This window comes from Escherichia sp. GZ89, from assembly GCF_019366485.1.
Taxonomy (GTDB): Bacteria; Pseudomonadota; Gammaproteobacteria; order Enterobacterales; family Enterobacteriaceae; genus Escherichia; species Escherichia fergusonii.
This window is the reverse complement of the sequence record NZ_JAEOHX010000002.1, coordinates 185,085-210,941: the sequence shown is the minus strand read 5'-3', so window position 1 is coordinate 210,941 and position 25,857 is coordinate 185,085. Positions and strand designations below refer to the sequence as shown.

The 25,857-nt window shown below is 53.5% G+C and carries 23 protein-coding genes; 18 read left to right on the top strand and 5 right to left on the bottom strand.

All coding sequences use genetic code 11. The features are described from left to right. The first annotated feature begins 9 nt into the window (after nt 1-9). The 3 genes from yjiL (at nt 10) to fadH (ending at nt 3,194) form a co-directional block, all read left to right on the top strand. The gene (yjiL, locus tag K0335_RS05335; protein ID WP_104920096.1) at nt 10-777 is read left to right on the top strand and encodes a putative 2-hydroxyacyl-CoA dehydratase activator YjiL; all 768 of its coding nucleotides are present in this window, start codon (nt 10-12) and stop codon (nt 775-777) included. Next, on the top strand, nt 774-1,028 hold the full coding sequence (locus K0335_RS05330; RefSeq protein ID WP_001206363.1) for a DUF3343 domain-containing protein: 255 nt from the start codon (nt 774-776) through the stop codon (nt 1,026-1,028). The genes yjiL and K0335_RS05330 overlap by 4 nt, the downstream gene beginning before the upstream one ends. A 147-nt stretch (nt 1,029-1,175) precedes the next feature. After that, the gene (gene fadH / locus K0335_RS05325) at nt 1,176-3,194 is read left to right on the top strand and encodes an NADPH-dependent 2,4-dienoyl-CoA reductase (protein WP_000121400.1); all 2,019 of its coding nucleotides are present in this window, start codon (nt 1,176-1,178) and stop codon (nt 3,192-3,194) included. A 180-nt stretch (nt 3,195-3,374) separates the two neighbouring features. On the opposite strand, the gene tsr is transcribed toward fadH, so the two are convergent. Continuing rightward, nucleotides 3,375-5,039 (bottom strand): methyl-accepting chemotaxis protein, encoded by a 1,665-nt coding sequence (gene tsr, locus K0335_RS05320; RefSeq protein WP_000919500.1) that lies wholly within the window; start codon nt 5,037-5,039, stop codon nt 3,375-3,377. 180 nt (nt 5,040-5,219) lie between these two features. On the opposite strand from tsr, the gene K0335_RS05315 reads away from it, so the two are divergent. Beyond that, nucleotides 5,220-6,083 (top strand): MurR/RpiR family transcriptional regulator, encoded by an 864-nt coding sequence (locus K0335_RS05315; protein ID WP_000331730.1) that lies wholly within the window; start codon nt 5,220-5,222, stop codon nt 6,081-6,083. Nucleotides 6,084-6,092: 9 nt separating this feature from the next. Here the strand turns inward: K0335_RS05315 and K0335_RS05310 are convergent, their stop codons facing one another. From K0335_RS05310 to K0335_RS05300, 3 genes are all read right to left on the bottom strand, one after another. Next, entirely contained in the window at nt 6,093-7,562 is a 1,470-nt protein-coding gene (locus K0335_RS05310) for a sodium:solute symporter family protein (protein ID WP_104920095.1), read from the bottom strand. 102 nt (nt 7,563-7,664) lie between these two features. Next, on the bottom strand, nt 7,665-8,054 hold the full coding sequence (locus K0335_RS05305; RefSeq protein ID WP_000023754.1) for a RidA family protein: 390 nt from the start codon (nt 8,052-8,054) through the stop codon (nt 7,665-7,667). Nucleotides 8,055-8,063: 9 nt separating this feature from the next. Further along, on the bottom strand, nt 8,064-9,506 hold the full coding sequence (locus tag K0335_RS05300; protein WP_104920094.1) for an amidohydrolase family protein: 1,443 nt from the start codon (nt 9,504-9,506) through the stop codon (nt 8,064-8,066). Nucleotides 9,507-9,706: 200 nt separating this feature from the next. Here K0335_RS05300 and K0335_RS05295 point away from each other — a divergent pair, with 200 nt between their 5' ends. Further along, a complete protein-coding gene (locus K0335_RS05295; protein ID WP_104920093.1) occupies nt 9,707-10,927 on the top strand; it encodes an amino acid deaminase in 1,221 nt (406 codons plus the stop codon). Between the two features lie 89 nt (nt 10,928-11,016). Here the strand turns inward: K0335_RS05295 and hpaR are convergent, their stop codons facing one another. Next, complete coding sequence (hpaR, locus tag K0335_RS05290; RefSeq protein WP_000543926.1) at nt 11,017-11,457, bottom strand: homoprotocatechuate degradation operon regulator HpaR; 441 nt, start codon at nt 11,455-11,457, stop codon at nt 11,017-11,019. A gap of 276 nt (nt 11,458-11,733) precedes the next feature. Between hpaR and hpaG the strand changes: the two genes are divergently transcribed. From hpaG to yjiA, 13 genes are all read left to right on the top strand, one after another. Continuing rightward, nucleotides 11,734-13,023, top strand: a complete 1,290-nt coding sequence (hpaG, locus tag K0335_RS05285; protein ID WP_141095961.1) for a 4-hydroxyphenylacetate degradation bifunctional isomerase/decarboxylase — start codon at nt 11,734-11,736, stop codon at nt 13,021-13,023. After that, on the top strand, nt 13,020-14,486 hold the full coding sequence (gene hpaE, locus K0335_RS05280; protein WP_104920091.1) for a 5-carboxymethyl-2-hydroxymuconate semialdehyde dehydrogenase: 1,467 nt from the start codon (nt 13,020-13,022) through the stop codon (nt 14,484-14,486). The genes hpaG and hpaE overlap by 4 nt, the downstream gene beginning before the upstream one ends. Nucleotide 14,487: 1 nt before the next feature. Then, nucleotides 14,488-15,339 carry a 3,4-dihydroxyphenylacetate 2,3-dioxygenase gene (hpaD, locus tag K0335_RS05275; protein ID WP_000516990.1) on the top strand — a complete coding sequence of 284 codons (852 nt, stop codon included), beginning with the start codon at nt 14,488-14,490 and terminating at the stop codon, nt 15,337-15,339. A 9-nt stretch (nt 15,340-15,348) separates the two neighbouring features. After that, a complete protein-coding gene (locus tag K0335_RS05270) occupies nt 15,349-15,729 on the top strand; it encodes a 5-carboxymethyl-2-hydroxymuconate Delta-isomerase (RefSeq protein WP_104920089.1) in 381 nt (126 codons plus the stop codon). A gap of 67 nt (nt 15,730-15,796) precedes the next feature. Beyond that, nucleotides 15,797-16,600 carry a 2-oxo-hept-4-ene-1,7-dioate hydratase gene (gene hpaH / locus K0335_RS05265; RefSeq protein ID WP_000459750.1) on the top strand — a complete coding sequence of 268 codons (804 nt, stop codon included), beginning with the start codon at nt 15,797-15,799 and terminating at the stop codon, nt 16,598-16,600. Between the two features lie 10 nt (nt 16,601-16,610). Further along, a complete protein-coding gene (gene hpaI / locus K0335_RS05260) occupies nt 16,611-17,399 on the top strand; it encodes a 4-hydroxy-2-oxoheptanedioate aldolase (RefSeq protein WP_000431705.1) in 789 nt (262 codons plus the stop codon). A gap of 123 nt (nt 17,400-17,522) precedes the next feature. Next, nucleotides 17,523-18,899 (top strand): 4-hydroxyphenylacetate permease, encoded by a 1,377-nt coding sequence (gene hpaX, locus K0335_RS05255; RefSeq protein ID WP_001285750.1) that lies wholly within the window; start codon nt 17,523-17,525, stop codon nt 18,897-18,899. 9 nt (nt 18,900-18,908) lie between these two features. Beyond that, nucleotides 18,909-19,799, top strand: a complete 891-nt coding sequence (gene hpaA, locus K0335_RS05250; RefSeq protein WP_000332909.1) for a 4-hydroxyphenylacetate catabolism regulatory protein HpaA — start codon at nt 18,909-18,911, stop codon at nt 19,797-19,799. Nucleotides 19,800-20,049: 250 nt separating this feature from the next. Next, the gene (hpaB, locus tag K0335_RS05245; protein ID WP_104920088.1) at nt 20,050-21,612 is read left to right on the top strand and encodes a 4-hydroxyphenylacetate 3-monooxygenase, oxygenase component; all 1,563 of its coding nucleotides are present in this window, start codon (nt 20,050-20,052) and stop codon (nt 21,610-21,612) included. A 17-nt stretch (nt 21,613-21,629) separates the two neighbouring features. After that, on the top strand, nt 21,630-22,142 hold the full coding sequence (locus K0335_RS05240) for a 4-hydroxyphenylacetate 3-monooxygenase reductase subunit (protein WP_001175455.1): 513 nt from the start codon (nt 21,630-21,632) through the stop codon (nt 22,140-22,142). A gap of 269 nt (nt 22,143-22,411) precedes the next feature. Continuing rightward, on the top strand, nt 22,412-24,562 hold the full coding sequence (gene btsT, locus K0335_RS05235) for a carbon starvation CstA family protein (RefSeq protein ID WP_219393757.1): 2,151 nt from the start codon (nt 22,412-22,414) through the stop codon (nt 24,560-24,562). Nucleotides 24,563-24,611: 49 nt separating this feature from the next. Continuing rightward, on the top strand, nt 24,612-24,815 hold the full coding sequence (locus K0335_RS05230; protein WP_000467859.1) for a YbdD/YjiX family protein: 204 nt from the start codon (nt 24,612-24,614) through the stop codon (nt 24,813-24,815). A 10-nt stretch (nt 24,816-24,825) separates the two neighbouring features. After that, entirely contained in the window at nt 24,826-25,782 is a 957-nt protein-coding gene (gene yjiA, locus K0335_RS05225; protein ID WP_053292465.1) for a GTPase, read from the top strand. Nucleotides 25,783-25,857 lie beyond the last annotated feature (75 nt).

The window sequence follows — 25,857 nt, the reverse complement described above, 5'->3', positions numbered from 1 at the left end:
AGGTAGGTTGTGACGTATTCAATAGGGATTGATTCTGGCTCCACCGCCACCAAGGGGATCTTACTGGCAGACGGCGTGATTATGCGCCGTTTTCTCTGTCCGACACCGTTTCGCCCGGCCGCTGCGATTATTGAAGCATGGGATACACTGCGTGCCGGACTGGTGAGCACACCTTTTCTGACACTGACAGGTTATGGGCGGCAATTAGTTGATTTTGCAGATAAACAAGTGACAGAAATCTCTTGTCACGGACTGGGGGCGCGTTTTCTTGCACCAAAGACGCGTGCAGTGATCGACATTGGCGGGCAGGACAGCAAAGTTATCCAACTGGATGACGAAGGCAACCTGAGCGACTTCCTGATGAACGACAAATGTGCGGCAGGCACCGGGCGTTTTTTGGAAGTCATTTCCCGGACACTGGGCACCAGCGTCGAGCAACTCGACAGCATCACCAAAGACGTACAACCGCACGCGATCAGTAGTATGTGTACGGTATTTGCTGAATCTGAAGTGATCAGTTTACGTTCGGCTGGCGTGGCCCCCGAAAACATTCTCGCAGGCGTGATTAATGCAATGGCGCGCCGCAGTGCCAATTTTATTGGTCGTCTTTCGTGTGAAGCGCCCTTGTTGTTCACTGGTGGTGTCAGCCATTGCCACACCTTTGCCCACATGCTGGAAAGTCACTTGGCAATGCCTGTGCATACGCATCCCGACGCACAATTTGCGGGTGCAATCGGTGCGGCCCTGGTAGGTCAACGGCAGAGAACACGCCGATGAGAGAGTGTTTGTTTCTGTTTCATTCAACACCAGGGGTGATTAAAACCCGCAAAGCATTACAGGCTGCGGGAGTCCCTTTTCGTGTTGCCGATATTCCCCGTGATTTGCGTGGCGGTTGCGGGCTGTGTATCTGGTTGAGCTGTAATCCAGGGGAAGAACTGCAATGGGTAATACCCGGTTTTACCGAATCCATCTACTGCCAACAGGATGATAGCTGGCACTGTATTGCCTCGTGGCCTGCCACGACCTGAGTATTATTCTTCTGCGTGCTGTACATCCAGCACGCTTTTTTGAATCCCATCACAAACCCTACATTCCCCTTTTCCCTTTTCTATGCTGACGGCTAAATTAGAACTCATCCGACCACATAACAATTATTTTACATACTGGAAAATTTTATGAGCTACCCGTCGCTGTTCGCCCCGCTTGATTTGGGCTTTACCACTTTAAAAAACCGCGTGTTGATGGGCTCGATGCATACCGGGCTGGAGGAATACCCGGACGGTGCCGAACGGCTGGCGGCATTTTATGCTGAACGCGCCCGTCATGGCGTGGCGCTGATTGTGAGCGGTGGCATTGCCCCGGATGCGACAGGTGTGGGAATGGCAGGGGGCGCAATGCTGAATGATGCCAGCCAGATCCCGCACCATCGTACGATTACTGAGGCGGTGCATTTAGAGGGAGGCAAAATCGCTCTGCAAATCTTGCATACCGGGCGCTACAGTTATCAGCCACATCTGGTGGCGCCATCAGCTTTACAGGCCCCCATCAATCGCTTCGTTCCCCATGAATTAACTCACCAGGAGATCGTGCAGCTGATTGACAGTTTCGCCCGTTGTGCGCAACTGGCGAGAGAAGCAGGTTACGATGGCGTAGAAGTGATGGGATCCGAAGGGTATCTGATCAACGAATTTCTGACTCTGCGCACCAACCAGCGTAACGACCAGTGGGGCGGCGATTATCGTAATCGGATGCGATTTGCCGTTGAAGTGGTACGCGCGGTGCGCGAGCGCGTCGGTAACGACTTTATTATCATCTATCGTCTGTCGATGCTCGATCTGGTGGAAAATGGCAGCACCTTTGCTGAAACGATAGAACTGGCGCAAGCCATTGAAGCGGCAGGCGCGACCATAATCAACACCGGAATTGGCTGGCATGAAGCACGAATCCCTACCATCGCCACCGCTGTGCCGCGCGGGGCATTTAGCTGGGTAACGCGCAAACTCAAAGGTCACGTCTCGCTGCCACTGGTGACCACCAACCGTATTAACGATCCGCAAGTTGCCGACGATATTCTCTCGCGTGGCGATGCGGATATGGTGTCGATGGCGCGACCGTTTCTTGCCGATGCGGAGCTGCTGTCAAAAGCGCAGGCAGGCCGTGCCGATGAGATCAACACCTGTATTGGCTGCAACCAGGCCTGCCTCGATCAGATCTTCGTTGGCAAAGTCACCTCATGTCTGGTAAATCCTCGCGCCTGCCATGAAACGAAAATGCCGATAATTCCCGCCGTGCAAATCAAAACACTGGCAGTGGTCGGTGCCGGTCCGGCCGGGCTGGCATTTGCTATCAACGCAGCGGCACGTGGGCATCAGGTAACATTGTTTGACGCCCACAGCGAGATCGGCGGACAGTTTAATATCGCCAAACAGATCCCCGGCAAAGAGGAGTTTTACGAAACGCTACGCTACTACCGACGAATGATCGAAGTAACGGGCGTGACGCTAAAACTCAATCACACCGTGACGGCAGATCAGTTACAAGCATTCGATGAGACGATCCTCGCCAGCGGCATCGTACCGCGTATTCCGCCCATCGATGGGATCGACCATCCAAAAGTATTGAATTATCTCGATGTACTGCGCGACAAAGCCCCCACAGGCAAGAAAGTGGCAATTATCGGCTGCGGGGGGATTGGTTTTGATACTGCGATGTATCTCAGCCAGCCGGGTGAATCCACCAGCCAGAATGTCGCCGAATTTTGTAGCGAATGGGGCATCGACAGCAGCCTGCAACAAGCTGGCGGTTTAAGTCCACAAGGTGTGCAGATCCCCCGTAGCCCACGACAAATCGTGATGCTCCAGCGCAAAACCAGCAAGCCCGGACAAGGATTAGGAAAAACCACTGGCTGGATCCATCGCACCACTCTGCTCTCGCGCGGCGTGAAAATGATCCCTGGCGTGAGTTATCAGAAAATCGACGATGACGGGCTGCATGTGATGATCAACGGTGAAAGTCAGCTTTTAGCGGTAGATCATGTGGTGATCTGTGCCGGACAAGAGCCAAACCGCGCCCTGGCACAGCCACTGATCGACGCCGGAAAAACCGTGCATCTGATCGGTGGCTGTGATGTGGCGATGGAGCTGGACGCGCGTCGGGCGATAGCTCAGGGGACAAAACTGGCGCTGGAGATTTAATCTCTCCAGCTTTTAAGCAAAACCGGATGAAGCACTCATCCGGCGAGACTACTGACAAACTTAAGATTGCCTGATGCGCTACGCTTATCCGACCTGATTTTCATGCAACATATTGAATTTAAATAATTTTCAAGGCCAAAAGCGTACTTTGTTACCAATCTTAGCGAATGTATTCCTTACTTAAAACGTTTCCCAGTTATCGCTGTTATCTGCCACGGCAGCTTTGCGGGGAGCCGCTGGTGCGGTAACGGTTTTCACCACTGCACTTTCACGTGCGCGTTGTTGCTCATGGTGGATGCGAAATACCGCTACGGCTTCGTTCAGGCGGCTGGCTTGTTCTTCCAGCGCGGCGGCGGCGGCGGCAGATTCTTCCACCAGCGCGGCGTTCTGCTGAGTTACGCGATCCATCTCAGCAACAGCCAGCCCTACCTGATCAATACCACGACTCTGCTCATCAGAGGCCGAGGCAATTTCACCCATGATATCGGTCACACGGGTCACGGCATTGACGATCTCAGCCATTGTTTCCCCGGCACTTTCAACCAGAGTCGATCCCGTATCTACCCGGCTAACGGAATCTTCAATCAGGCTTTTAATTTCCCGCGCCGCCTGAGCACTACGGCTTGCAAGGGTGCGAACTTCTCCGGCAACGACGGCAAATCCACGACCTTGCTCACCGGCACGCGCCGCTTCAACTGCCGCATTCAGCGCCAGGATATTGGTCTGGAAAGCAATACCGTCAATTACGCTGATAATATCGGCGATTTTCTGCGAACTGGTGGAGATATCACGCATGGTTTGTACCACGTTATCCACCACTTTCCCGCCACGTTGTGCTGTTTCTGAAGCACTCAACGCCAGATGACTGGCCTGACGCGCGTTTTCAGCGTTCTGTTTAACCGTCGCGGTCAGTTGTTCCATGCTGGCTGCGGTTTCTTCCAGCGAAGCGGCCTGCTGCTCGGTACGAGAAGAGAGATCATTGTTGCCCATGGCAATCTCACTTGCCCCGCTGTAAATGGCATCTGCCCCGTTGCGCACATCACCGACGGTACGCACCAGTTCGCTCTGCATATGACGAAGGCTATCTGCCAGTTGCCCCACTTCATTATCGCCATCCACATCGATGGGTTTTACCAGATCCCCCCCGGCAATATGGCGAATGCTGTCCACCAGGCGGTTCATCGGCTCAACCAGTGAGTGTTTAATACCAAACCAGACGGCAACAATAACAGCCAGAACAGCAATCAAAATTCCCGCCAGCAGCAACATTGCATGGCTGTAAGAGCTGTCATTATCCTCTACGGCAATGTCATACAGGCGATCGTTTTGCTGCATCCATTCGATATACTGTTTTTCGAAACCGTTCTGATAGCTCTGAGTCGGCTGATCAAAAAATTCGTTAATCTTGCCCGCCCCCAGCAACTGAATCAGTTCCGCCAGCGCATTGTGGTAGATATCGTAATTTCGTTTAATTTCAATAGCGGCCGTTTCGCTCTGACGGGGATCGAGTGGCAGAGCTTCGTATTCGGCCCAGTTTTTTTCCGCCTGCTTTAAAGAAATGCTCGCCAACTGCATCAGTTCAGTCACCGTAGCACCGCTACCAATATTGTTCTGATCCATCATGTAGCGAATGCCCGCCCGGTTAAGGGTATTTCGCGTTTGCAGCAGTGCGACCCAGCTGCCATTCAACGTTGACTGTTGCTGGCGAATCGTCTGCAAAACGGTAAAGTTCTCTTTGTCGTTCTTAAGTGCACTAAAGAACAGACCACCCGATGTCAGTTGTAAAAGGCCAAAAATGGCAAGTACCAACAGTAAGCTGGTGACAATTTTGATACGTTTTAACATATTTTCTCGTTCCACTAGACAGATACTCTGGTTGTCGGCCTGAGACGAAAAAACTTTATGTTTTGGCACGTTCAAAAGGCGCATTTTATCGCTGTCAGCCTGCGTTTTTAGCGATATCACACTCTGTCGCGGCTGTTTATGGTACAAAGTACCAATTGTCTTCGAATCAGTGATACTCCCATGGCTTATAGCATCGATATCATCTCCTGTATTACCGAACGGTTTATGGCGTTAACCGCCACTGAAAAGCGTATCGCACAATTTATTCTTGATGATGTCCCCGCCGCGGTGGAACTGCCTATTGCTGAGCTGGCGCGGTTAACGCAAACCAGTCAGGCGTCGGTGACGCGTTTTGCCCGTGCTCTGGGGTGTAAAGATGTCCGCGAGCTGAAAGTCAAACTGGCGCAGTCACTGGCTATCGGGCAGCGATTTATTCTCGATGTACCGGATCTTGACGGTGTTCAGGGGATCTACGAATCAATTATCAGCGTGCTGGAAACGCATCGTCGTTCGCTGGATATGAACGCCATTAGCCAGGCGGTAAGCTGGTTAAGTCAGGCGCGGCAAATTCTTGCATTGGGAACTGGCGGCGGTTCCACCATCTGTTCACAGGAGATTCAGTACCGTTTATTCCGTCTGGGGCTACCTGTGGTTAGTCAGAATGATGCCCTGATGATGAGAATGATGTGCTCGGCAGTGATGCCGCAGGATGTGGTGATTGTGCTGTCGCTGGGCGGTTATACACCGGAAATCATCGAAAGTGCGGCAATCGCCCGTCAGTATGGCGCGCGTGTTATTGCCATTACGCCAGCACAAACACCGCTGGCGGAACAGGTGGATCTGGTATTGCCGTTACTGGTTCAGGAAAGTGATTACATCTTTAAGCCCACCCCTTCCCGCTACGCGATGTTAGCCATGGTCGATGTACTGGCAACAGAACTGGCAATGGCAAATAAAGCGCAGGCGAAAGATCGCCTGCGGCGGATAAAACTGGTGTTAGACAGCCACCGTGGGGGCGCTAACCGCCAGCCACTTGGCGATTAGCATTGTCGGTTATGCTTCTTCAGGTTTGGTGATCACGATACTCTGGTTTTCACGCTCATTGGTGATAATAGCCAAAGCTTCTTCCCGGCTGACCTGACTTGCTGGCGTTACCAACGTCACCACTACGCCAGCGACCAGGCTGCCCAGCACTGACGGAATACACGGGTTACCCCAGTAAGCCAGCCAGTCGGCATTCATCAGCACCACAATTGACATCACCATACCGCTCACTAACGCCGCCAGCGCACCCTGCCAGTTAAAGCGTAGCCAGAAGCGACCGAGAATCGAGCAGATAAACAGCCCGGACATCAGCATCGAAATCATTTTGGTAATGTAGCTGATGATGTCATTAGAGGTCAGAGCAAAGACCAGCGCCAGGCCAATAACAAAGGTCAACATCCAGCGTGAGTAAGTAATGGCCTTGTCCTCCGGCGGCATTCTGCCGGTAATCATGGTGTAGACGTCGCGCATCATAATCGCCACCGCCGCGATGGCATCGGAGCTGGCGGAAGACATGGTGGCTGAAAGCCCGGCAATCAGCACCACCAGCCCAAGAATGGCAGGTAAGAAACTGGTCGCGAACAAGAAGGCGTAGTTGCTGTTTTCCAGATTTGGGTTCATGGTGAACGCCGCCATGCCGATAATGGCAGGCAGAATCGAGAAGAACAGATACAACACGCCAGTAATAACAAACGAACGGCGTACAGAGGGAACATCTTTGCCCGAGTAGATACGCTGGCGATAGGACGGTGTGGCCAGCACACCTACGCCAATAACCAGCGCCAGCGAAAGCGCAGGCAGCACGCCCATTTTATCAATCGCAAACAGGCTCATCGCTTTTGGGTCCATCGCCTGTTCAATCGCACTCCAGCCACCAACGTGAACAACGGCAAGAATAGCCATTAATATAAAGCCAAAGAACAAAATTAGGGCCTGAATAGTGTCTGTCCACACTACCGCCGAATAACCGCCGATAATAACGTAAATCGCAAAGGCCAAAGCGATAATTAATTTTGCTACAGTAAGATCAATACCCGTCGCCCAGGCAAGATACATACTGCCACCTAATATATGCGCTCCCAGCCAGCCAATAGAGGCAATAAATATCATCAGGCCGACAATATTTTTAATTAAATGGCTGCCGCCAGTATAATAAGATATTTCTTCACTCATGGTCATAAAACGTAATTTACGTACCGGTGCAAACAGCCACGCCACCAGTAATATACCTACGGCTCCACCGACGCCATAAAGCATTCCGGCCCAGCCATTGCTGTAGCCAAAGCCCACTGCGCCCATACTGGAACCCGTGCCAACCATCGTGGCAACGGTTGACCCCAGCGTCAGAAACAGCGGCAGCGAACGCCCGCCCAGCAGAAAATCTTCTCCGCTTTTCTGATTACGAGAAACAAACCAACCAAGCCAAATCATGGCGATGGCATAAATAATAAAGCCGACTAAAAAGATATGACTGTTCATAATTCACATCCTGCCAGTAGAGAGAGAATAATGTAAGAGTTCCCGGAGTGCTGAATGTATTCAGCACTCAATTGCGGTCTGTTTTTTTAATTCTTAAATTTATTAGCGGGTCGCGTTATAACAGGTCACATCGACTTCGACTTTACAATCGACAACCAGATCAGCCACACAACAAATACGTGCAGGCGGATTCTCGCCAAAAAATTCTCTGAATACTTTATTAAATGACTGGAAATAGCGGGCGTCGGTCAGGATCACTTTCACGTGAACCACATCCGCCAGGCTATAACCGGCTTCAGTCATGATGTCGACACAGTTTTGGATCGCCAGTCGTGACTGTTCAACGATTCCGCCTTCTACCACTTCACCGTTTTTCATGGGTGTTTGCCCGGAGACGTACAGCCAGCCGCCCGCCTCAACCGCCCTGGCAAAAGGCAAATGCTGCCCGCCAGTGCCTGTTCCACCTTCCGTACCGTAACGTTTAATGCTCATATTCACTCCTTAATGTGAGGTCTGCCGGCGCAGGAAGCGTCCCGCACGGCCTGTAATATGTTTATCGCGACCATAGCTCATAACGCCGTTCACCATCACCGCCTCAATGCCATCTGCCGGGCGTTTGGGATCAGAAAAGCTGGCAACATCACGAATGGTTTGTGGATCGAACAACACCAGGTCCGCAAAATAACCGACTTTCACCAGTCCACGCTGGGGCAGGCGAAAACGGCTGGCAGAAAGCCCGGTCATTTTGTGGATAGCCGTGGTCAGTGGGAATAAGCCTTCATCACGGCAATAGTGGCCCAGCACGCGAGGGAAGGCGCCCCATAAACGTGGATGCGGCATGGGATCATTGGGCAGGCCGTCAGAGCCAATCATACTGACCGGATAACTCAACACTCGGCGGACGTCGCGCTCGTCCATGTTGTAATAGATAGCCCCGGCAGGCATTAGCAGCTTCGCGGCCTCCAGCATACTCATCTGCCAGTCGATGGCGATTTGCGCCAGTGTTTTCCCGGCCTGCTGCGGATGTGTTTGTGACCAGGTGATCACAATATCGAATTCGTCGGTGACTTGTTTGAGATCCAGCGTTGAAGAGCTGGCTGAGTAAGGGTAGACATCGCAGCCAATTTCCTGGTGTTGACGCATTTGGTCAAAAAAGGCCAACGTTTCTTTTGTCCGCCCCCAGTTTTTCGCCCCGGCGCATTTATGGTGGGAAACCACGACAGGCACTTTGCCATGACGCCCAATACGAAACGCCTCATCCAGGGCATCGAGAATCGGTTCAAATTCAGAACGCAGATGGGTGGTATAAACGCCCTTCTCACCGGCTAATTCTTCCGCCAGCGCCATGACTTCTTCGGTAGTCGCCTGAAATGCCGTTGCATAGGCCAGCCCGGAACTTAACCCCAGCGCCCCCTGACTCAACGCCAGACGTAAGTCGGCGCGCATGGCGGCAATTTCATCCGCCGTCGCCGGGCGAAACAGGTCGTCCATATGGTTATTACGCAGCGCCGTATGACCAATCAGCGTGCCAACGTTCAGTGACGGCCTGGCTGCTTCCACTGCCTGGGCATAGCTTTCAACGGTAGGATAAATAAAGTGCTCTGCTTCCCCCAGCAGATTCATCGGGTCAGGAACTTCACCTTTCATTTTCGCCGACGCCGCACTGATCCCGCAGTTACCGACAATCACCGTGGTGATCCCCTGGCTGATTTTTGGCAGATATTCCGGGATGCGAATAACGTTGATATCGTCATGGGTATGAACGTCGATAAACCCTGGTGCCAGTACCCGCCCTTCCCCGTCAATGACCTGCTGCGCCGTAACGTTAAGCGCAGGGGCAATATCGACAATCCGATCACCTGTTATTGCCACGTCACCGCGAAATTCAGGGCCGCCGCTACCGTCGATAACGGTCACATTTTTGAATAACCAGTCAACCTGCATGTTCGTCACTCCATTTCTGCAATGGTGACAAGTTAACCATTTACAAGGATGAAAAACAGTGGAAAACTACGCAAAACCCAGATGATTTTCTGATACTTTTATTCATAAATCATAAGATAAATAAATTAAATATTTATATTTCATTTAGTTACAAATGATACTCATATCCGATACGGTGAAAAACTTAAAAGGTGAATGTTATGAAATACCACTCTGAACCTCTGGTTCCCCATAAATCTGCCCTGATGCAAATGCCCGCAAATCTCCTTGCCGAAGATGTCTGTTTACCTGCCGCGATCATTAAAAAGCAGGCCCTGGAGAACAACATTGCGTGGATGCAGCGTTATGCTGACGCGCGCGGCGTTTCGCTGGCACCGCACGGTAAAACCACCATGACGCCGTGGATTTTTCAGGCGCAGCAGGCGGCAGGCGCCTGGGCAATAGGTGTCGGTAGCGCATGGCAGGCTGATGCGGCAATGGCGAGCGGTATTCAGCGAGTGCTGATGGTTAACCAACTGGTCGGCAAGGCGAATATGCAGTTGATTGCCCGGTTGCAACGACATTACCCGACGGTCGATTTTATCTGCTGTATCGACAGCATTGAGAACGCCCGCGCTTTGTCTGCCTTTTTTGCCAGTCAGCAACAGACACTGAACGTGATGATTGAGCTGGGTGTTCCCGGCGGGCGCTGTGGTTGCCGCTCAACGGATGCCGCACTGGCACTGGCTAAACAGGCGGTCCAATTACCGGGGTTACGCCTGCGGGGGCTTGAGTTATATGAAGGCGTTTTACACGGTGACGATCCACAACCGCAGGTAGAAGCACTGCTGCGGGATGCCGCACAACTGGCCTGTGATATGGCAAGTCTGGTTGATGGCGAGTTTATTCTCACCGGAGCAGGCACGGTCTGGTATGACGTGGTGTGCAATATCTGGCTGGCGGCAGAAAAGCCTGATAACTGCCGCATTGTTATTCGCCCTGGCTGCTACATCACTCACGACACCGGGATCTACGACGCGGCACAACAACAGTTGCTTGCCCGCGATCCTGTGGCCTGCGATCTGGCAGGCGATCTCACATCTGCGCTGGAACTGGTCGCCATGGTGCAATCGGTGCCGGAAGCTGCTCGTGCGGTGGTTAATTTTGGTAAGCGTGATTGCGCCTTCGACGCCGGACTGCCGCAACCAGTCGCCCACTATCGCAACGGCAAATTACTGGCATTTGATCCACAGGCGATTCGCAGTACAGGCATTATGGATCAGCACTGCATGTTGCAACTGTCAGCTAATAGCGACGTGCAAGTGGGGGATATTCTGGTGTTTGGCACATCGCATCCGTGCCTGACCTTCGACAAATGGAAAGCGTTGTTATTGACTGATGACGACTACAACGTACTGGCAGAGCTGGATACATTGTTTTGATTTCTGCTCGCCATACTTCAAGTTGCATGTACTGCGACTCGAATTATTTAGAGGATCAATCCCGGAGAGATATCTCCGGGATACCGCTCTTACGCTTCCCCACACGTTTCATCACCGCCTTTTCCCAGGGTAATAAACTCCTCCAGCAACACGGTTAACTGCTGCATTTTCTCAGCGGTGAACTGCGCTTCAATTTGTCTATAAGCCTCTTCAACCTGCGCCTGCGCGTGGGAATAGAGCGTCTGCCCTTCCTGAGTTAATGAAACATATAGCTTGCGCTGATCATTAATCGGTTTTAAGCGTAGCACCAGGCCGTCGCGCTCCATCCGCGTAAGGATACCGGTCAGGCTTGGGCGCAAAATACAGGCGCGATAAGCCAGATCGTGAAAATCCATCGACTTTCCTTCCGCCAGAATACGCACGATGCGCCACTGCTGTTCAGTCAAATTGTGGCGCTTAACAATAGGACGAAAATAACTCATCGCCACTTCACGCGCCTGGAGCAACGCAATGGTTAAAGAATCGTGCATGGTACAACCCCAAGTTTCAGAAAATCATTAATAACGAAACAATTAGCAGGCCATAGCCCACTCAGCAACCGGTTTCTCAGACCACTCAGTGTAGCAAACTTCCACAAATCTATTTAATTAATTGATTTTAAATAATATTCACATTAGGTGTGTAAATTAAATGTTATCAACATCACAATTCGTTCACTTTATTTTGCTTATTGCTTCACCAGATAATAAAACTGTTCATTAACATATTAATGAAATTAGGATCGGCCAGAGATCTGAGGAGTGGTAATGAAAGGCACTATCTTCGCCGTAGCGTTGAACCATCGCAGCCAGCTTGATGCATGGCAGGAAGCGTTCCAGCAATCCCCCTACAAAGCCCCGCCTAAAACTGCGGTCTGGTTTATTAAACCGCGCAATACGGTGATTAGTAGCGGTGAGCCGATTCCCTTTCCGCAGGGTGAAAAGGTACTGAGTGGTGCGACAGTTGCGCTGATTGTGGGAAAAAAGGCGACGAAAGTACGCGAAGAAGATGCGGCAGAGTACATCGCCGGATACGCGCTGGCTAACGACGTCAGCCTGCCGGAAGAGAGCTTTTACCGCCCGGCAATCAAAGCAAAATGTCGTGATGGATTCTGCCCCATTGGTGAAACCGTGGCTCTCAGCAATGTCGATAATCTGACCATCTATACCGAGATCAACGGGCGTCCTGCCGATCACTGGAATACCGCCGATTTACAACGTAACGCCGCACAGTTGCTGAGCGCCCTCAGCGAATTTGCCACACTAAATCCTGGCGATGCCATTCTGCTCGGCACGCCACAGGCGCGCGTGGAAATACAGCCAGGCGATCGCGTTCGTGTTCTCGCAGAAGGTTTCCCGTCGCTGGAAAATCCGGTAGTGGACGAACATGAAGTGACCACACACAAAACCTTCCCAACGCTGCCACACCCGCACGGCACGCTGTTTGCCCTCGGCCTGAACTACGCCGACCACGCCAGCGAACTGGAATTTAAACCACCGGAAGAGCCGCTGGTGTTCCTGAAAGCGCCGAATACCCTCACTGGCGATAACCAGACCTCCGTGCGCCCGAACAATATTGAATACATGCACTACGAAGCGGAGCTGGTGGTGGTGATTGGCAAGCAGGCGCGTTACGTCAGCGAAGCCGATGCTATGGATTATGTCGCGGGCTACACCGTGTGTAACGACTACGCCATTCGCGACTATCTGGAAAACTACTACCGCCCTAACCTGCGGGTAAAAAGCCGCGACGGACTGACGCCGATGCTTTCAACCATCGTGCCGAAAGAGGCGATCCCGGACCCGCATAATCTGACCCTTCGCACCTTCGTCAACGGCGAGTTACGCCAGCAAGGCACCACCGCCGATCTGATCTTCAGCGTGCCTTTCCTGATCGCCTATTTAAGCGAATTTATGACCCTGAATCCGGGCGACATGATCGCCACCGGCACACCAAAAGGCTTATCTGACGTGGTGCCTGGCGATGAAGTAGTGGTGGAAGTAGAAGGCGTGGGCCGCCTGGTGAACCGAATTGTGAGTGAGGATACAGCGAAATGAAAAAAGTAAATCATTGGATCAACGGCAAAAATGTTGCAGGTAACGACTACTTCCAGACTACTAATCCAGCAACGGGTGAAGTGCTGGCGGATGTGGCCTCTGGCGGTGAAGCGGAGATCAATCAGGCAGTAGCAGCAGCGAAAGAGGCGTTCCCGAAATGGGCCAATCTGCCGATGAAAGAGCGTGCGCGACTGATGCGCCGTCTGGGCTCACTGATCGACCAGAACGTGCCAGAGATCGCCGCGATGGAAACCGCTGACACGGGCCTGCCGATCCATCAGACCAAAAATGTGTTGATCCCACGCGCTTCTCACAACTTTGAATTTTTCGCGGAAGTCTGCCAGCAGATGAACGGCAAGACCTATCCGGTCGACGACAAGATGCTCAACTACACGCTGGTGCAGCCGGTGGGCGTTTGTGCGCTGGTGTCGCCGTGGAACGTGCCGTTTATGACCGCCACCTGGAAGGTTGCGCCGTGTCTGGCGCTGGGCAATACCGCGGTGCTGAAAATGTCGGAACTCTCCCCGCTAACCGCTGACCGCCTGGGTGAGCTGGCGCTGGAAGCCGGTATTCCGGCGGGCGTGCTGAACGTGGTACAGGGCTACGGCGCAACCGCAGGCGATGCGCTGGTCCGTCATCATGACGTACGTGCCGTGTCGTTCACCGGCGGTACGGCCACCGGGCGCAACATCATGAAAAACGCCGGGCTGAAAAAATACTCCATGGAACTGGGCGGTAAATCGCCGGTGCTGATTTTTGAAGATGCCGATATTGAGCGCGCGCTGGACGCCGCCCTGTTCACCATCTTCTCGATCAACGGCGAACGCTGCACCGCCGGTTCGCGCATCTTTATTCAGCAAAGCATCTACCCGGAATTCGTTAAACGCTTTGCCGAACGCGCCAACCGTCTGCGCGTGGGCGATCCGAACGATCCCAACACCCAGGTTGGGGCGCTTATCAGCCAGCAACACTGGGATAAAGTTTCCGGCTATATCCGTCTCGGCATTGAAGAAGGCGCAACCCTGCTGGCGGGCGGCCCGGATAAACCGTCTGACCTGCCTGCACACCTGAAAGGCGGAAACTTCCTGCGCCCAACGGTGCTGGCAGACGTTGATAACCGTATGCGCGTCGCCCAGGAAGAAATTTTCGGGCCGGTCGCCTGCCTGCTGCCGTTTAAAGACGAAGCCGAAGGTCTTCGCCTGGCAAACGACGTGGAGTACGGCCTCGCGTCGTACATCTGGACACAGGATGTCAGCAAAGTGTTACGCCTGGCGCGTGGCATCGAAGCGGGTATGGTGTTCGTCAACACCCAGAACGTGCGCGACCTGCGCCAGCCGTTTGGCGGCGTAAAAGCCTCCGGCACCGGGCGTGAAGGCGGTGAGTACAGCTTCGAAGTGTTCGCGGAAATGAAGAACGTCTGCATTTCCATGGGTGACCATCCAATTCCGAAATGGGGAGTCTGATATGGGTAAGTTAGCGTTAGCCGCCAAGATCACGCACGTACCGTCGATGTATCTCTCTGAACTGCCAGGGAAAAACCACGGCTGTCGCCAGGGCGCGATCGACGGGCATAAAGAGATCAGCAAGCGTTGCCGGGAAATGGGCGTCGATACCATTATCGTTTTCGATACCCACTGGCTGGTGAACAGTGCTTATCACATCAACTGTGCAGACCATTTTGAAGGCGTCTACACCAGTAACGAGCTGCCGCATTTTATCCGCGATATGACCTACAACTACGAGGGCAACCCGGAGTTAGGACAGCTGATTGCTGATGAAGCATTAAAACTCGGCGTGCGGGCAAAAGCGCACAACATTCCCAGTCTGAAACTGGAATACGGCACGCTGGTGCCAATGCGTTACATGAATGAAGACAAGCACTTCAAAGTGGTCTCCATCTCCGCATTCTGTACCGTCCATGATTTTGCCGACAGCCGCAAGCTGGGCGAAGCGATTCTGAAAGCGATCGAACAGTACGACGGCACCGTGGCGGTCCTTGCCAGCGGTTCGTTATCGCACCGCTTTATTGACGATCAGCGTGCGGAAGAAGGGATGAACAGCTACACCCGCGAGTTCGACCGCCAGATGGACGAGCGCGTGGTTAAGCTGTGGCGCGAAGGCCAGTTCAAAGAGTTCTGCAATATGCTGCCGGAGTATGCCGACTACTGCTACGGCGAAGGCAATATGCACGACACGGTGATGCTGCTGGGGATGCTTGGCTGGGATAAATACGATGGCAAGGTGGAGTTTATTACCGAGCTGTTCCCAAGCTCTGGCACCGGTCAGGTTAACGCTGTTTTCCCGCTGCCCGCATAAGGAACCACCATGCCGCACTTTATCGTGGAATGTACCGAAAATATCCGTGAAGAAGCCCGCTTACCTGAGCTGTTTGCCAGTGTTAACACCACACTGGCGGCGACGGGGATTTTTCCGCTTGGGGGAATACGTAGCCGGGCGCACTGGATCGATACCTGGCAAATGGCTGATGGCAAGCACGATTACGCCTTTGTGCATATGACGCTAAAAATCGGCAGCGGGCGCAGTCTGGAAAGCCGTCAGGAAGTGGGCGAAATGCTGTTTGATCTGATTAAAACGCACTTCGCCTCACTGATGGAGAGCCGTTACCTGGCGCTTTCATTTGAGATTGCAGAGCTGCACCCAACGTTGAATTTCAAACAGAACAACGTACACGCGTTGTTTAAATAAATTTGCACCAGCTTCCAGGCCGGATGATAAGGCGCAGCCGCATCCGGCAATGCCACAGGATATCGCTATGTTCGATAAACACACCCACACCCTGATCGCCCAGCGTCTGGATCAGGCAGAAAAACAGCGCGAACAGATCCGCGCGATCTCCCTCGATTACCCGGAGATCACCATCGAAGACGCCTACGCAGTACAGCGCGAATGGGTCCGCCTGAAAATTGCCGAAGGCCGCACGCTGAAAGGCCACAAAATCGGCCTGACCTCGAAAGCGATGCAGGCCAGCTCGCAGATCAGCGAACCCGACTACGGTGCCCTGCTGGATGACATGTTCTTCCACGATGGCAGCGATATCCCGACCGATCGCTTTATCGTGCCGCGCATCGAAGTGGAGCTGGCTTTCGTGCTGGCAAAACCGCTGCGTGGGCCAAACTGCACGCTGTTCGACGTTTACAACGCCACGGACTATGTGATCCCGGCGTTGGAGTTGATCGACGCTCGCTGCCACAACATCGATCCAGAAACCCAGCGCCCGCGCAAAGTGTTCGACACTATTTCCGATAACGCCGCTAATGCCGGGGTGATCCTCGGCGGTCGTCCTATCAAACCTGACGAACTGGATCTGCGTTGGATCTCCGCCCTGATGTATCGCAATGGCGTGATTGAAGAAACCGGCGTCGCTGCTGGTGTGCTAAATCATCCGGCAAACGGCGTGGCCTGGCTGGCGAACAAACTCGCACCGTATGACGTACAACTGGAAGCCGGACAAATCATTCTCGGCGGCTCGTTCACCCGACCGGTTCCGGCGCGTAAAGGCGACACCTTTCACGTCGATTACGGCAACATGGGTTCCATTAGCTGCCGCTTTGTTTAAGGAGAGAACGATGGAAAACAGCTTTAAAGCGGCGCTGAAAGCAGGCCGACCACAGATCGGATTATGGCTGGGGCTGAGTAGCAGCTACAGCGCAGAGTTACTGGCCGGAGCAGGATTCGACTGGTTGTTGATAGACGGTGAACACGCGCCGAATAACGTGCAAACAGTGCTCACCCAGCTACAGGCGATTGCGCCCTACCCCAGCCAGCCGGTAGTACGTCCGTCGTGGAACGATCCGGTGCAAATCAAACAACTGCTGGACGTCGGCACACAAACCTTACTGGTGCCGATGGTACAAAACGCCGACGAAGCCCGTGAAGCGGTACGCGCCACCCGTTATCCCCCCGCCGGTATTCGTGGTGTGGGCAGTGCGCTGGCACGCGCCTCACGCTGGAATCGCATTCCTGATTACCTGCAAAAAGCCAATGATCAAATGTGCGTGCTGGTGCAGATCGAAACGCGTGAGGCAATGAAGAACCTACCGCAGATTCTGGACGTGGAAGGTGTCGACGGCGTGTTTATCGGCCCGGCGGATCTGAGCGCCGATATGGGTTATGCCGGTAATCCGCAGCACCCGGAAGTGCAGGCCGCGATTGAACAGGCGATCGTGCAGATCCGTGAAGCGGGCAAAGCGCCGGGGATCCTGATCGCCAATGAGCAACTGGCAAAACGCTATCTGGAACTGGGCGCGCTGTTTGTCGCCGTCGGCGTTGACACCACCCTGCTCGCCCGCGCCGCCGAAGCACTGGCAGCACGGTTTGGCGCGCAGGCCACGACCGTGAAGCCCGGCGTGTATTAATGCCGGATGCGCTGCGCTTATCCAGCCTACACGCGCACCAAACCGTAGGCCGGATAAGGCGTTTGTGCTGCATCTGCCATAAACCTTGTCGTACCCTACAAAAATCCCATTAGAGGAAGAAAAATGAGCGACACCTCACCTGCCATACCGGAAAGTATCGATCCGGCGAATCAGCATAAAGCGCTGACTGCCGGACAACAGGCGGTTATTAAGAAGTTGTTTCGCCGCCTAATCATCTTTCTGTTCGTGCTGTTTATCTTCTCGTTCCTTGATCGCATCAACATCGGCTTTGCCGGACTGACGATGGGGCGCGACCTCGGTCTGAGCGCCACCATGTTTGGCCTCGCCACCACCCTGTTCTACGCCGCTTACGTCATCTTCGGCATTCCCAGCAACATTATGCTGAGTATTGTCGGTGCGCGACGCTGGATCGCCACCATAATGGTGCTTTGGGGCATCGCCTCTACTGCCACCATGTTTGCCACTGGCCCCACCAGCTTATACGTACTGCGTATACTGGTTGGCATTACCGAAGCCGGCTTCCTGCCTGGCATTCTGCTGTATTTAACCTTCTGGTTTCCGGCCTACTTCCGCGCCCGTGCCAACGCCTTGTTTATGGTGGCAATGCCGGTAACGACAGCGTTGGGATCTATCGTTTCCGGCTACATTTTGTCGCTGGATGGCGTATTGGCACTAAAAGGCTGGCAGTGGCTGTTTTTGCTGGAAGGCTTCCCGTCGGTATTACTCGGCGTCATGGTGTGGTTCTGGCTTGATGACTCACCGGATAAAGCTAAGTGGCTGACGAAAGAAGACAAAAAATGCCTGCAAGAGATGATGGATAACGATCGTCTGACGCTGGTGCAGCCAGAGGGAGCCATCAGCCACCACGCCATGCAACAACGCAGCATGTGGCGGGAGATCTTCACTCCGGTGGTGATGATGTATACCCTGGCGTATTTCTGCCTGACCAACACACTTAGTGCGATCAGCATCTGGACACCGCAGATCCTGCAAAGCTTTAATCAGGGCAGCAGTAATATCACCATCGGTCTGCTGGCGGCCGTACCGCAGATTTGTACCATTCTCGGGATGATCTACTGGAGCCGTCACTCAGATCGCTGCCAGGAACGAAGGCACCACACCGCCCTTCCTTATTTGTTCGCGGCCGCAGGTTGGTTACTGGCTTCGGCAACTGATCACAATATGATCCAGATGCTGGGGATCATTATGGCTTCGACCGGATCATTCAGCGCAATGGCAATTTTCTGGACAACACCGGATCAGTCCATCAGCCTGCGGGCACGCGCGATCGGTATTGCGGTGATCAACGCTACTGGCAATATCGGTTCGGCTCTGAGTCCGTTTATGATCGGCTGGCTGAAAGATCTGACCGGCAGCTTTAACAGTGGATTGTGGTTTGTTGCCGCGCTGCTGGTGATTGGTGCGGGGATTATCTGGGCGATTCCAATGCAGTCCTCCCGTCCGCGAGCGACCCCGTAAGGAACGACGATGTGCGATAGTCAGATTGCCAATATTGATATCAGCAAAGAGTATGATGAAAGCCTGGGCACGGACGATGTGCATTATCAGTCGTTCGCCCGCATGGCGGCCTTTTTTGGCCGCCATATGCTGCCACATCGTCACGAACAGTACTTTCAGATGCATTTCCTCAATAGCGGACAGATTGAGCTACAGCTTGACGATCATCGCTACTCGGTGGAAGCGCCCCTGTTTGTCCTGACGCCGCCGTCAGTACCTCATGCGTTTATTACGGAGTCTGACGCCGACGGTCATGTGTTGACGGTACGGGAAGATCTAATCTGGCCCCTGCTGGAAGTTCTTTATCCAGGCTCTCGGGAAACCTTCGGCCTGCCGGGGATTTGCCTGTCACTGGCAGATAAACCCGACGAACTGGCGGCGCTGGAACACTATTGGCAACTGATAGAGCGGGAATCGGTGGAACAACTGCCTGGACGGGAACACACCCTGACGCTACTGGCACAGGCAGTGTTCACCCTACTGCTGCGTAACGCAAAACTCGACGACCATGCCGCCAGCGGGATGCGCGGGGAATTAAAACTGTTCCAGCGTTTTCATATGCTGATTGAAAGCCATTTTCATCAGCACTGGACAGTTCCTGATTACGCTAACGAACTGCATATCACCGAATCACGACTCACGGACATCTGCCGTCGCTTTGCCAACCGTCCGCCAAAACGGTTGATTTTCGACAGACAGCTGCGAGAAGCCAAGCGGCTGCTGCTGTTTTCTGATAACGCCGTGAACAATATTGCCTGGCAACTCGGTTTTAAAGATCCGGCTTATTTTGCCCGCTTTTTTAATCGCTTAGTCGGTTGCTCGCCCAGTACTTATCGCGCCAAAAAAGTACCTGTCACGTGAAAAACCCTTAGCCTTAATGGGAAACCAGGCACCACCTGCTATTCCCCTTTCTCCGCCTGGAGCAAGGGGATTGAGTAACGTCAATAATCGCTAAAAGCGACCTCGATCACAAAACCGTACCCTACCTGAAAAGTACCAGCCATTGTCCCAAAAGTCTCTTCCCGTAATCGCCCCTGCAAGCTTCAATTGAATAACAAAAACAACACACAAAATTAACAATCGTATTCCGATTAATACTGTAGAGGTCGACATGAAACCAGAAGATTTCCGCGCCAGTACCCAACGTCCGTTCACCGGGGAAGAGTATCTAAAAAGCCTGCAGGATGGTCGCGAGATCTATATCTATGGCGAGCGAGTGAAAGACGTCACCACTCATCCGGCATTTCGTAATGCGGCAGCGTCTGTTGCCCAATTGTACGACGCGCTGCACAAACCGGAGATGCAGGACTCTCTGTGCTGGAACACCGACACCGGCAGCGGCGGCTATACCCATAAATTCTTCCGCGTGGCGAAAAGTGCCGACGACCTGCGCCAGCAACGCGACGCCATCGCTGAGTGGTCACGCCTGAGCTATGGCTGGATGGGCCGCACCCCAGACTACAAAGCCGCTTTCGGTTGCGCACTGGGCGCGAATCCGGGCTTTTACGGTCAGTTCGAGCAGAACGCCCGTAACTGGTACACACGTATCCAGGAAACTGGCCTCTACTTTAACCACGCGATTGTTAACCCACCGATCGATCGTCATTTGCCGACCGATAAAGTGAAAGACGTTTACATCAAGCTGGAAAAAGAGACTGACGCCGGGATTATCGTCAGCGGTGCGAAAGTGGTTGCCACCAACTCGGCGCTGACTCACTACAACATGATTGGCTTCGGCTCAGCACAAGTGATGGGTGAAAACCTGGACTTCGCACTGATGTTCGTTGCACCAATGGATGCCGATGGTGTGAAATTAATCTCCCGCGCCTCTTATGAGATGGTCGCGGGCGCTACCGGCTCGCCGTACGACTACCCGCTCTCCAGTCGCTTCGATGAGAACGATGCGATTCTGGTGATGGATAACGTGCTGATCCCATGGGAAAACGTGCTGATCTACCGCGATTTTGATCGCTGTCGTCGCTGGACGATGGAAGGCGGTTTCGCCCGTATGTATCCGCTGCAAGCCTGTGTGCGCCTGGCAGTGAAACTCGACTTCATCACGGCACTGCTGAAAAAATCACTCGAATGTACCGGCACCCTGGAGTTCCGGGGCGTGCAGGCCGATCTCGGTGAAGTGGTGGCGTGGCGCAACACCTTCTGGGCATTGAGTGACTCGATGTGTTCAGAAGCGACGCCGTGGGTCAACGGGGCTTATTTACCGGATCATGCCGCACTGCAAACCTATCGCGTACTGGCACCAATGGCCTACGCGAAGATCAAAAACATTATCGAACGCAACGTTACCAGTGGCCTGATCTATCTCCCTTCCAGTGCCCGTGACCTGAACAATCCGCAGATCGACCAGTATCTGGCGAAGTATGTGCGCGGTTCGAACGGTATGGATCACGTCCAGCGCATCAAGATCCTCAAACTGATGTGGGACGCCATTGGCAGCGAGTTTGGTGGCCGTCACGAACTGTATGAAATCAACTACTCCGGTAGCCAGGATGAGATTCGCCTGCAGTGTCTGCGCCAGGCACAAAGCTCCGGCAATATGGACAAGATGATGGCGATGGTTGATCGCTGCCTGTCGGAATACGACCAGAACGGCTGGACTGTGCCGCACCTGCACAACAACGACGATATCAACATGCTGGATAAGCTGCTGAAATAACGCAGCGGGAGGTTAAGATGCAATTAGATGAACAACGCCTGCGCTTTCGTGACGCGATGGCCAGCCTGTCGGCAGCGGTAAATATTATCACCACCGAGGGCGACGCCGGACAATGCGGGATTACGGCAACGGCCGTCTGCTCGGTCACGGATACACCACCGTCGCTGATGGTGTGCATTAACGCCAACAGTGCGATGAACCCGGTGTTTCAGGGCAACGGCAAGTTGTGCGTCAACGTCCTCAACCATGAGCAGGAACTGATGGCCCGTCACTTCGCGGGCATGACGGGCATGGCGATGGAAGAGCGTTTTAGCCTCTCATGCTGGCAAAAAGGTCCGCTGGCGCAGCCGGTGTTGAAAGGTTCGCTGGCCAGTCTTGAAGGTGAGATCCGCGATGTGCAGGCGATTGGCACACATCTGGTGTATCTGGTGGAGATTAAAAACATCATCCTCAGTGCAGAAGGTCACGGACTTATCTACTTTAAACGCCGTTTCCATCCGGTGATGCTGGAAATGGAAGCTGCGATTTAAGCTCCAGCCCCTTCACGTATTCGTCGAAGGGGCATTTTTATTGTGATCTCAATCACATATCCATCCGACGAATAATTCTTGCCCAACCGCTTACCGCCATTCCTGACCGCTTACGTCCCTAAAATAACCACTCAGTTATTTACCTTACTTTACGCGCGCGTAACTCTGGCAACATCACTGCAGGATAGCGGTCAATTTACCTCCTCAAACGCAACGCAAACCTAGAACGGCTTCGGCCAACTATTAATCAATACATGCCAGGTTTTACTATGGATACTAAAAAGATATTCAAGCACATACCCTGGGTGATTCTTGGAATCATCGGTGCATTCTGCCTCGCGGTAGTTGCATTACGTCGGGGGGAGCACGTCAGCGCCCTGTGGATCGTGGTCGCCTCTGTGTCAGTGTATCTGGTGGCTTATCGCTACTACAGTCTTTACATCGCCCAGAAGGTGATGAAACTCGACCCCACGCGCGCGACGCCTGCGGTTATTAACAATGACGGTCTGAACTATGTTCCGACCAACCGTTACGTGTTGTTTGGTCACCACTTCGCCGCTATCGCCGGTGCGGGTCCGCTGGTTGGTCCGGTTCTCGCCGCGCAGATGGGTTACCTGCCTGGCACACTGTGGCTGCTGGCGGGGGTCGTGCTGGCCGGTGCGGTTCAGGACTTTATGGTGCTGTTTATCTCTTCTCGCCGTAACGGCGCATCTCTCGGTGAGATGATCAAAGAAGAGATGGGGCCAGTACCGGGGACTATCGCGCTGTTTGGCTGTTTCTTAATCATGATCATCATCCTCGCCGTTCTGGCGCTGATTGTGGTTAAAGCCCTGGCCGAAAGTCCGTGGGGTGTCTTCACCGTTTGCTCAACCGTACCAATTGCGCTGTTTATGGGTATCTACATGCGCTTTATCCGTCCGGGGCGTGTGGGTGAAGTCTCTGTTATTGGTATCGTGCTGCTGGTTGCCTCTATCTACTTCGGTGGCGTGATTGCTCACGATCCGTACTGGGGTCCGGCACTGACCTTTAAAGACACCACCATTACCTTCGCACTGATTGGCTATGCGTTTGTTTCCGCACTGCTGCCGGTGTGGCTGATCCTCGCACCGCGCGACTATCTGGCAACCTTCCTGAAAATCGGCGTTATCGTCGGCCTGGCGCTGGGTATCGTGGTGCTGAACCCGGAACTGAAAATGCCTGCGATGACCCAGTACATTGACGGTACTGGCCCGCTGTGGAAAGGCGCTCTGTTCCCGTTCCTGTTCATCACCATCGCCTGTGGTGCGGTATCTGGCTTCCACGCGCTGATCTCTTCCGGTACGACGCCGAAACTGCTGGCTAACGAAACCGACGCGCGTTTCATTGGCTACGGCGCAATGCTGATGGAGTCCTTCGTGGCGATTATGGCGCTGGTTGCTGCGTCCATCATCGAACCGGGTCTTTACTTCGCGATGAATACCCCGCCTGCGGGCCTTGGCATCACCATGCCTAACCTGCATGAAATGGGTGGCGAGAACGCGCCGATCATCATGGCACAGCTGAAAGACGTTACCGCACACGCGGCGGCGACCGTCAGCTCCTGGGACTTCGTGATTTCGCCAGAGCAGATCCTGCAAACCGCGAAAGACATTGGTGAGCCTTCTGTCCTGAACCGTGCAGGTGGTGCGCCGACGCTGGCGGTAGGTATCGCTCACGTGTTCCATAAAGTGCTGCCGATGGCTGACATGGGCTTCTGGTATCACTTCGGCATTCTGTTCGAAGCCCTGTTCATCCTGACCGCGCTGGATGCGGGTACCCGTTCTGGCCGCTTTATGCTGCAAGACCTGCTGGGTAACTTCATCCCGTTCCTGAAAAAAACCGATTCTCTGGTTGCCGGTATCATCGGTACTGCGGGCTGTGTGGGTCTGTGGGGCTACCTGCTGTATCAGGGCGTGGTCGATCCGCTGGGCGGCGTTAAGAGCCTGTGGCCGCTGTTCGGTATCTCCAACCAGATGCTGGCAGCCGTGGCGCTGGTACTGGGCACCGTTGTGCTGATTAAGATGAAGCGCACCCAATACATCTGGGTAACTGTTGTTCCGGCTGTATGGCTGCTTATCTGCACCACCTGGGCGCTGGGCCTGAAACTGTTCAGCACCAACCCGCAGATGGAAGGCTTCTTCTACATGGCAAGCCAGTACAAAGAGAAGATTGCTAACGGTACTGACCTGACGGCACAGCAGATTGCCAACATGAACCACATCGTTGTGAACAACTACACCAACGCGGGCCTGAGTATTCTGTTCCTGATTGTGGTGTACAGCATCATCTTCTACGGTTTCAAAACCTGGCTGAAGGTGCGTAACAGCGACAAACGTACTGACAAAGAAACTCCGTACGTTCCAATCCCGGAAGGCGGCGTGAAGATCTCTTCGCACCACTAACCGTGTTTAGCCCCGCTTCGGCGGGGCTTTGTTCTTATCAGAGTGAACTATGTTTGGTAACTTAGGACAGGCAAAAAAATATCTCGGCCAGGCGGCGAAGATGTTGATTGGCATTCCAGACTACGACAATTACGTCGAGCATATGAAGACCAACCATCCCGACAAGCCGTACATGAGCTATGAAGAATTCTTCCGCGAACGCCAGAACGCACGCTACGGCGGCGATGGTAAAGGCGGTATGCGCTGTTGTTAATGGAGAGAGCATGAACCCGATTGCAGTTACCCTACTCACCGGTTTTTTAGGCGCAGGCAAAACCACCCTGCTGCGCCATATTCTTAATGAACAGCACGGCTACAAAATTGCCGTGATTGAAAACGAATTCGGCGAAGTCTCCGTTGATGATCAACTGATTGGCGACCGCGCCACGCAGATCAAAACGCTGACCAACGGCTGCATCTGTTGTTCACGCTCCAACGAGCTGGAGGACGCGCTACTCGACCTGCTGGACAATCTCGACAAGGGCAATATTCAGTTCGACCGTCTGGTCATTGAATGCACCGGCATGGCCGATCCCGGCCCGATTATTCAGACCTTTTTCTCCCATGAGATTTTATGCCAGCGTTACCTGCTGGACGGCGTGATTGCGCTGGTGGATGCGGTACATGCCGATGAGCAGATGAACCAGTTCACCATCGCCCAGTCACAGGTTGGCTACGCCGACCGCATTCTGCTGACCAAAACCGACGTCGCAGGCGAAGCAGAAAAACTGCGTGAACGCCTGGCGCGCATCAACGCCCGCGCACCGATCTACACCGTCACCCACGGCGACATCGATCTGGGCCTGCTGTTCAACACCAACGGTTTTATGCTGGAAGAAAACGTCGTCAGCACCAAACCGCGTTTTCACTTTATCGCGGATAAACAAAACGATATTTCGTCGATTGTGGTGGAACTGGATTACCCGGTAGATATCAGCGAAGTTTCCCGCGTGATGGAAAACCTGCTGCTGGAGTCGGCGGATAAACTGCTGCGTTACAAAGGGATGCTATGGATTGACGGCGAACCTAACCGCCTGCTGTTCCAGGGTGTCCAGCGCCTCTACAGCGCCGACTGGGACCGCCCGTGGGGCGATGAAAAACCGCATAGCACGATGGTGTTTATCGGGATTCAGCTGCCGGAGGAAGAGATTCGGGCGGCGTTTGCGGGGTTGAGGAAGTAATCGTGAAAGGTTGAGTGTAAAGCAGCTCAATGCCCCATTTAGCAGTGAGGGGGGAAACAGAACGACGTGCTCCCC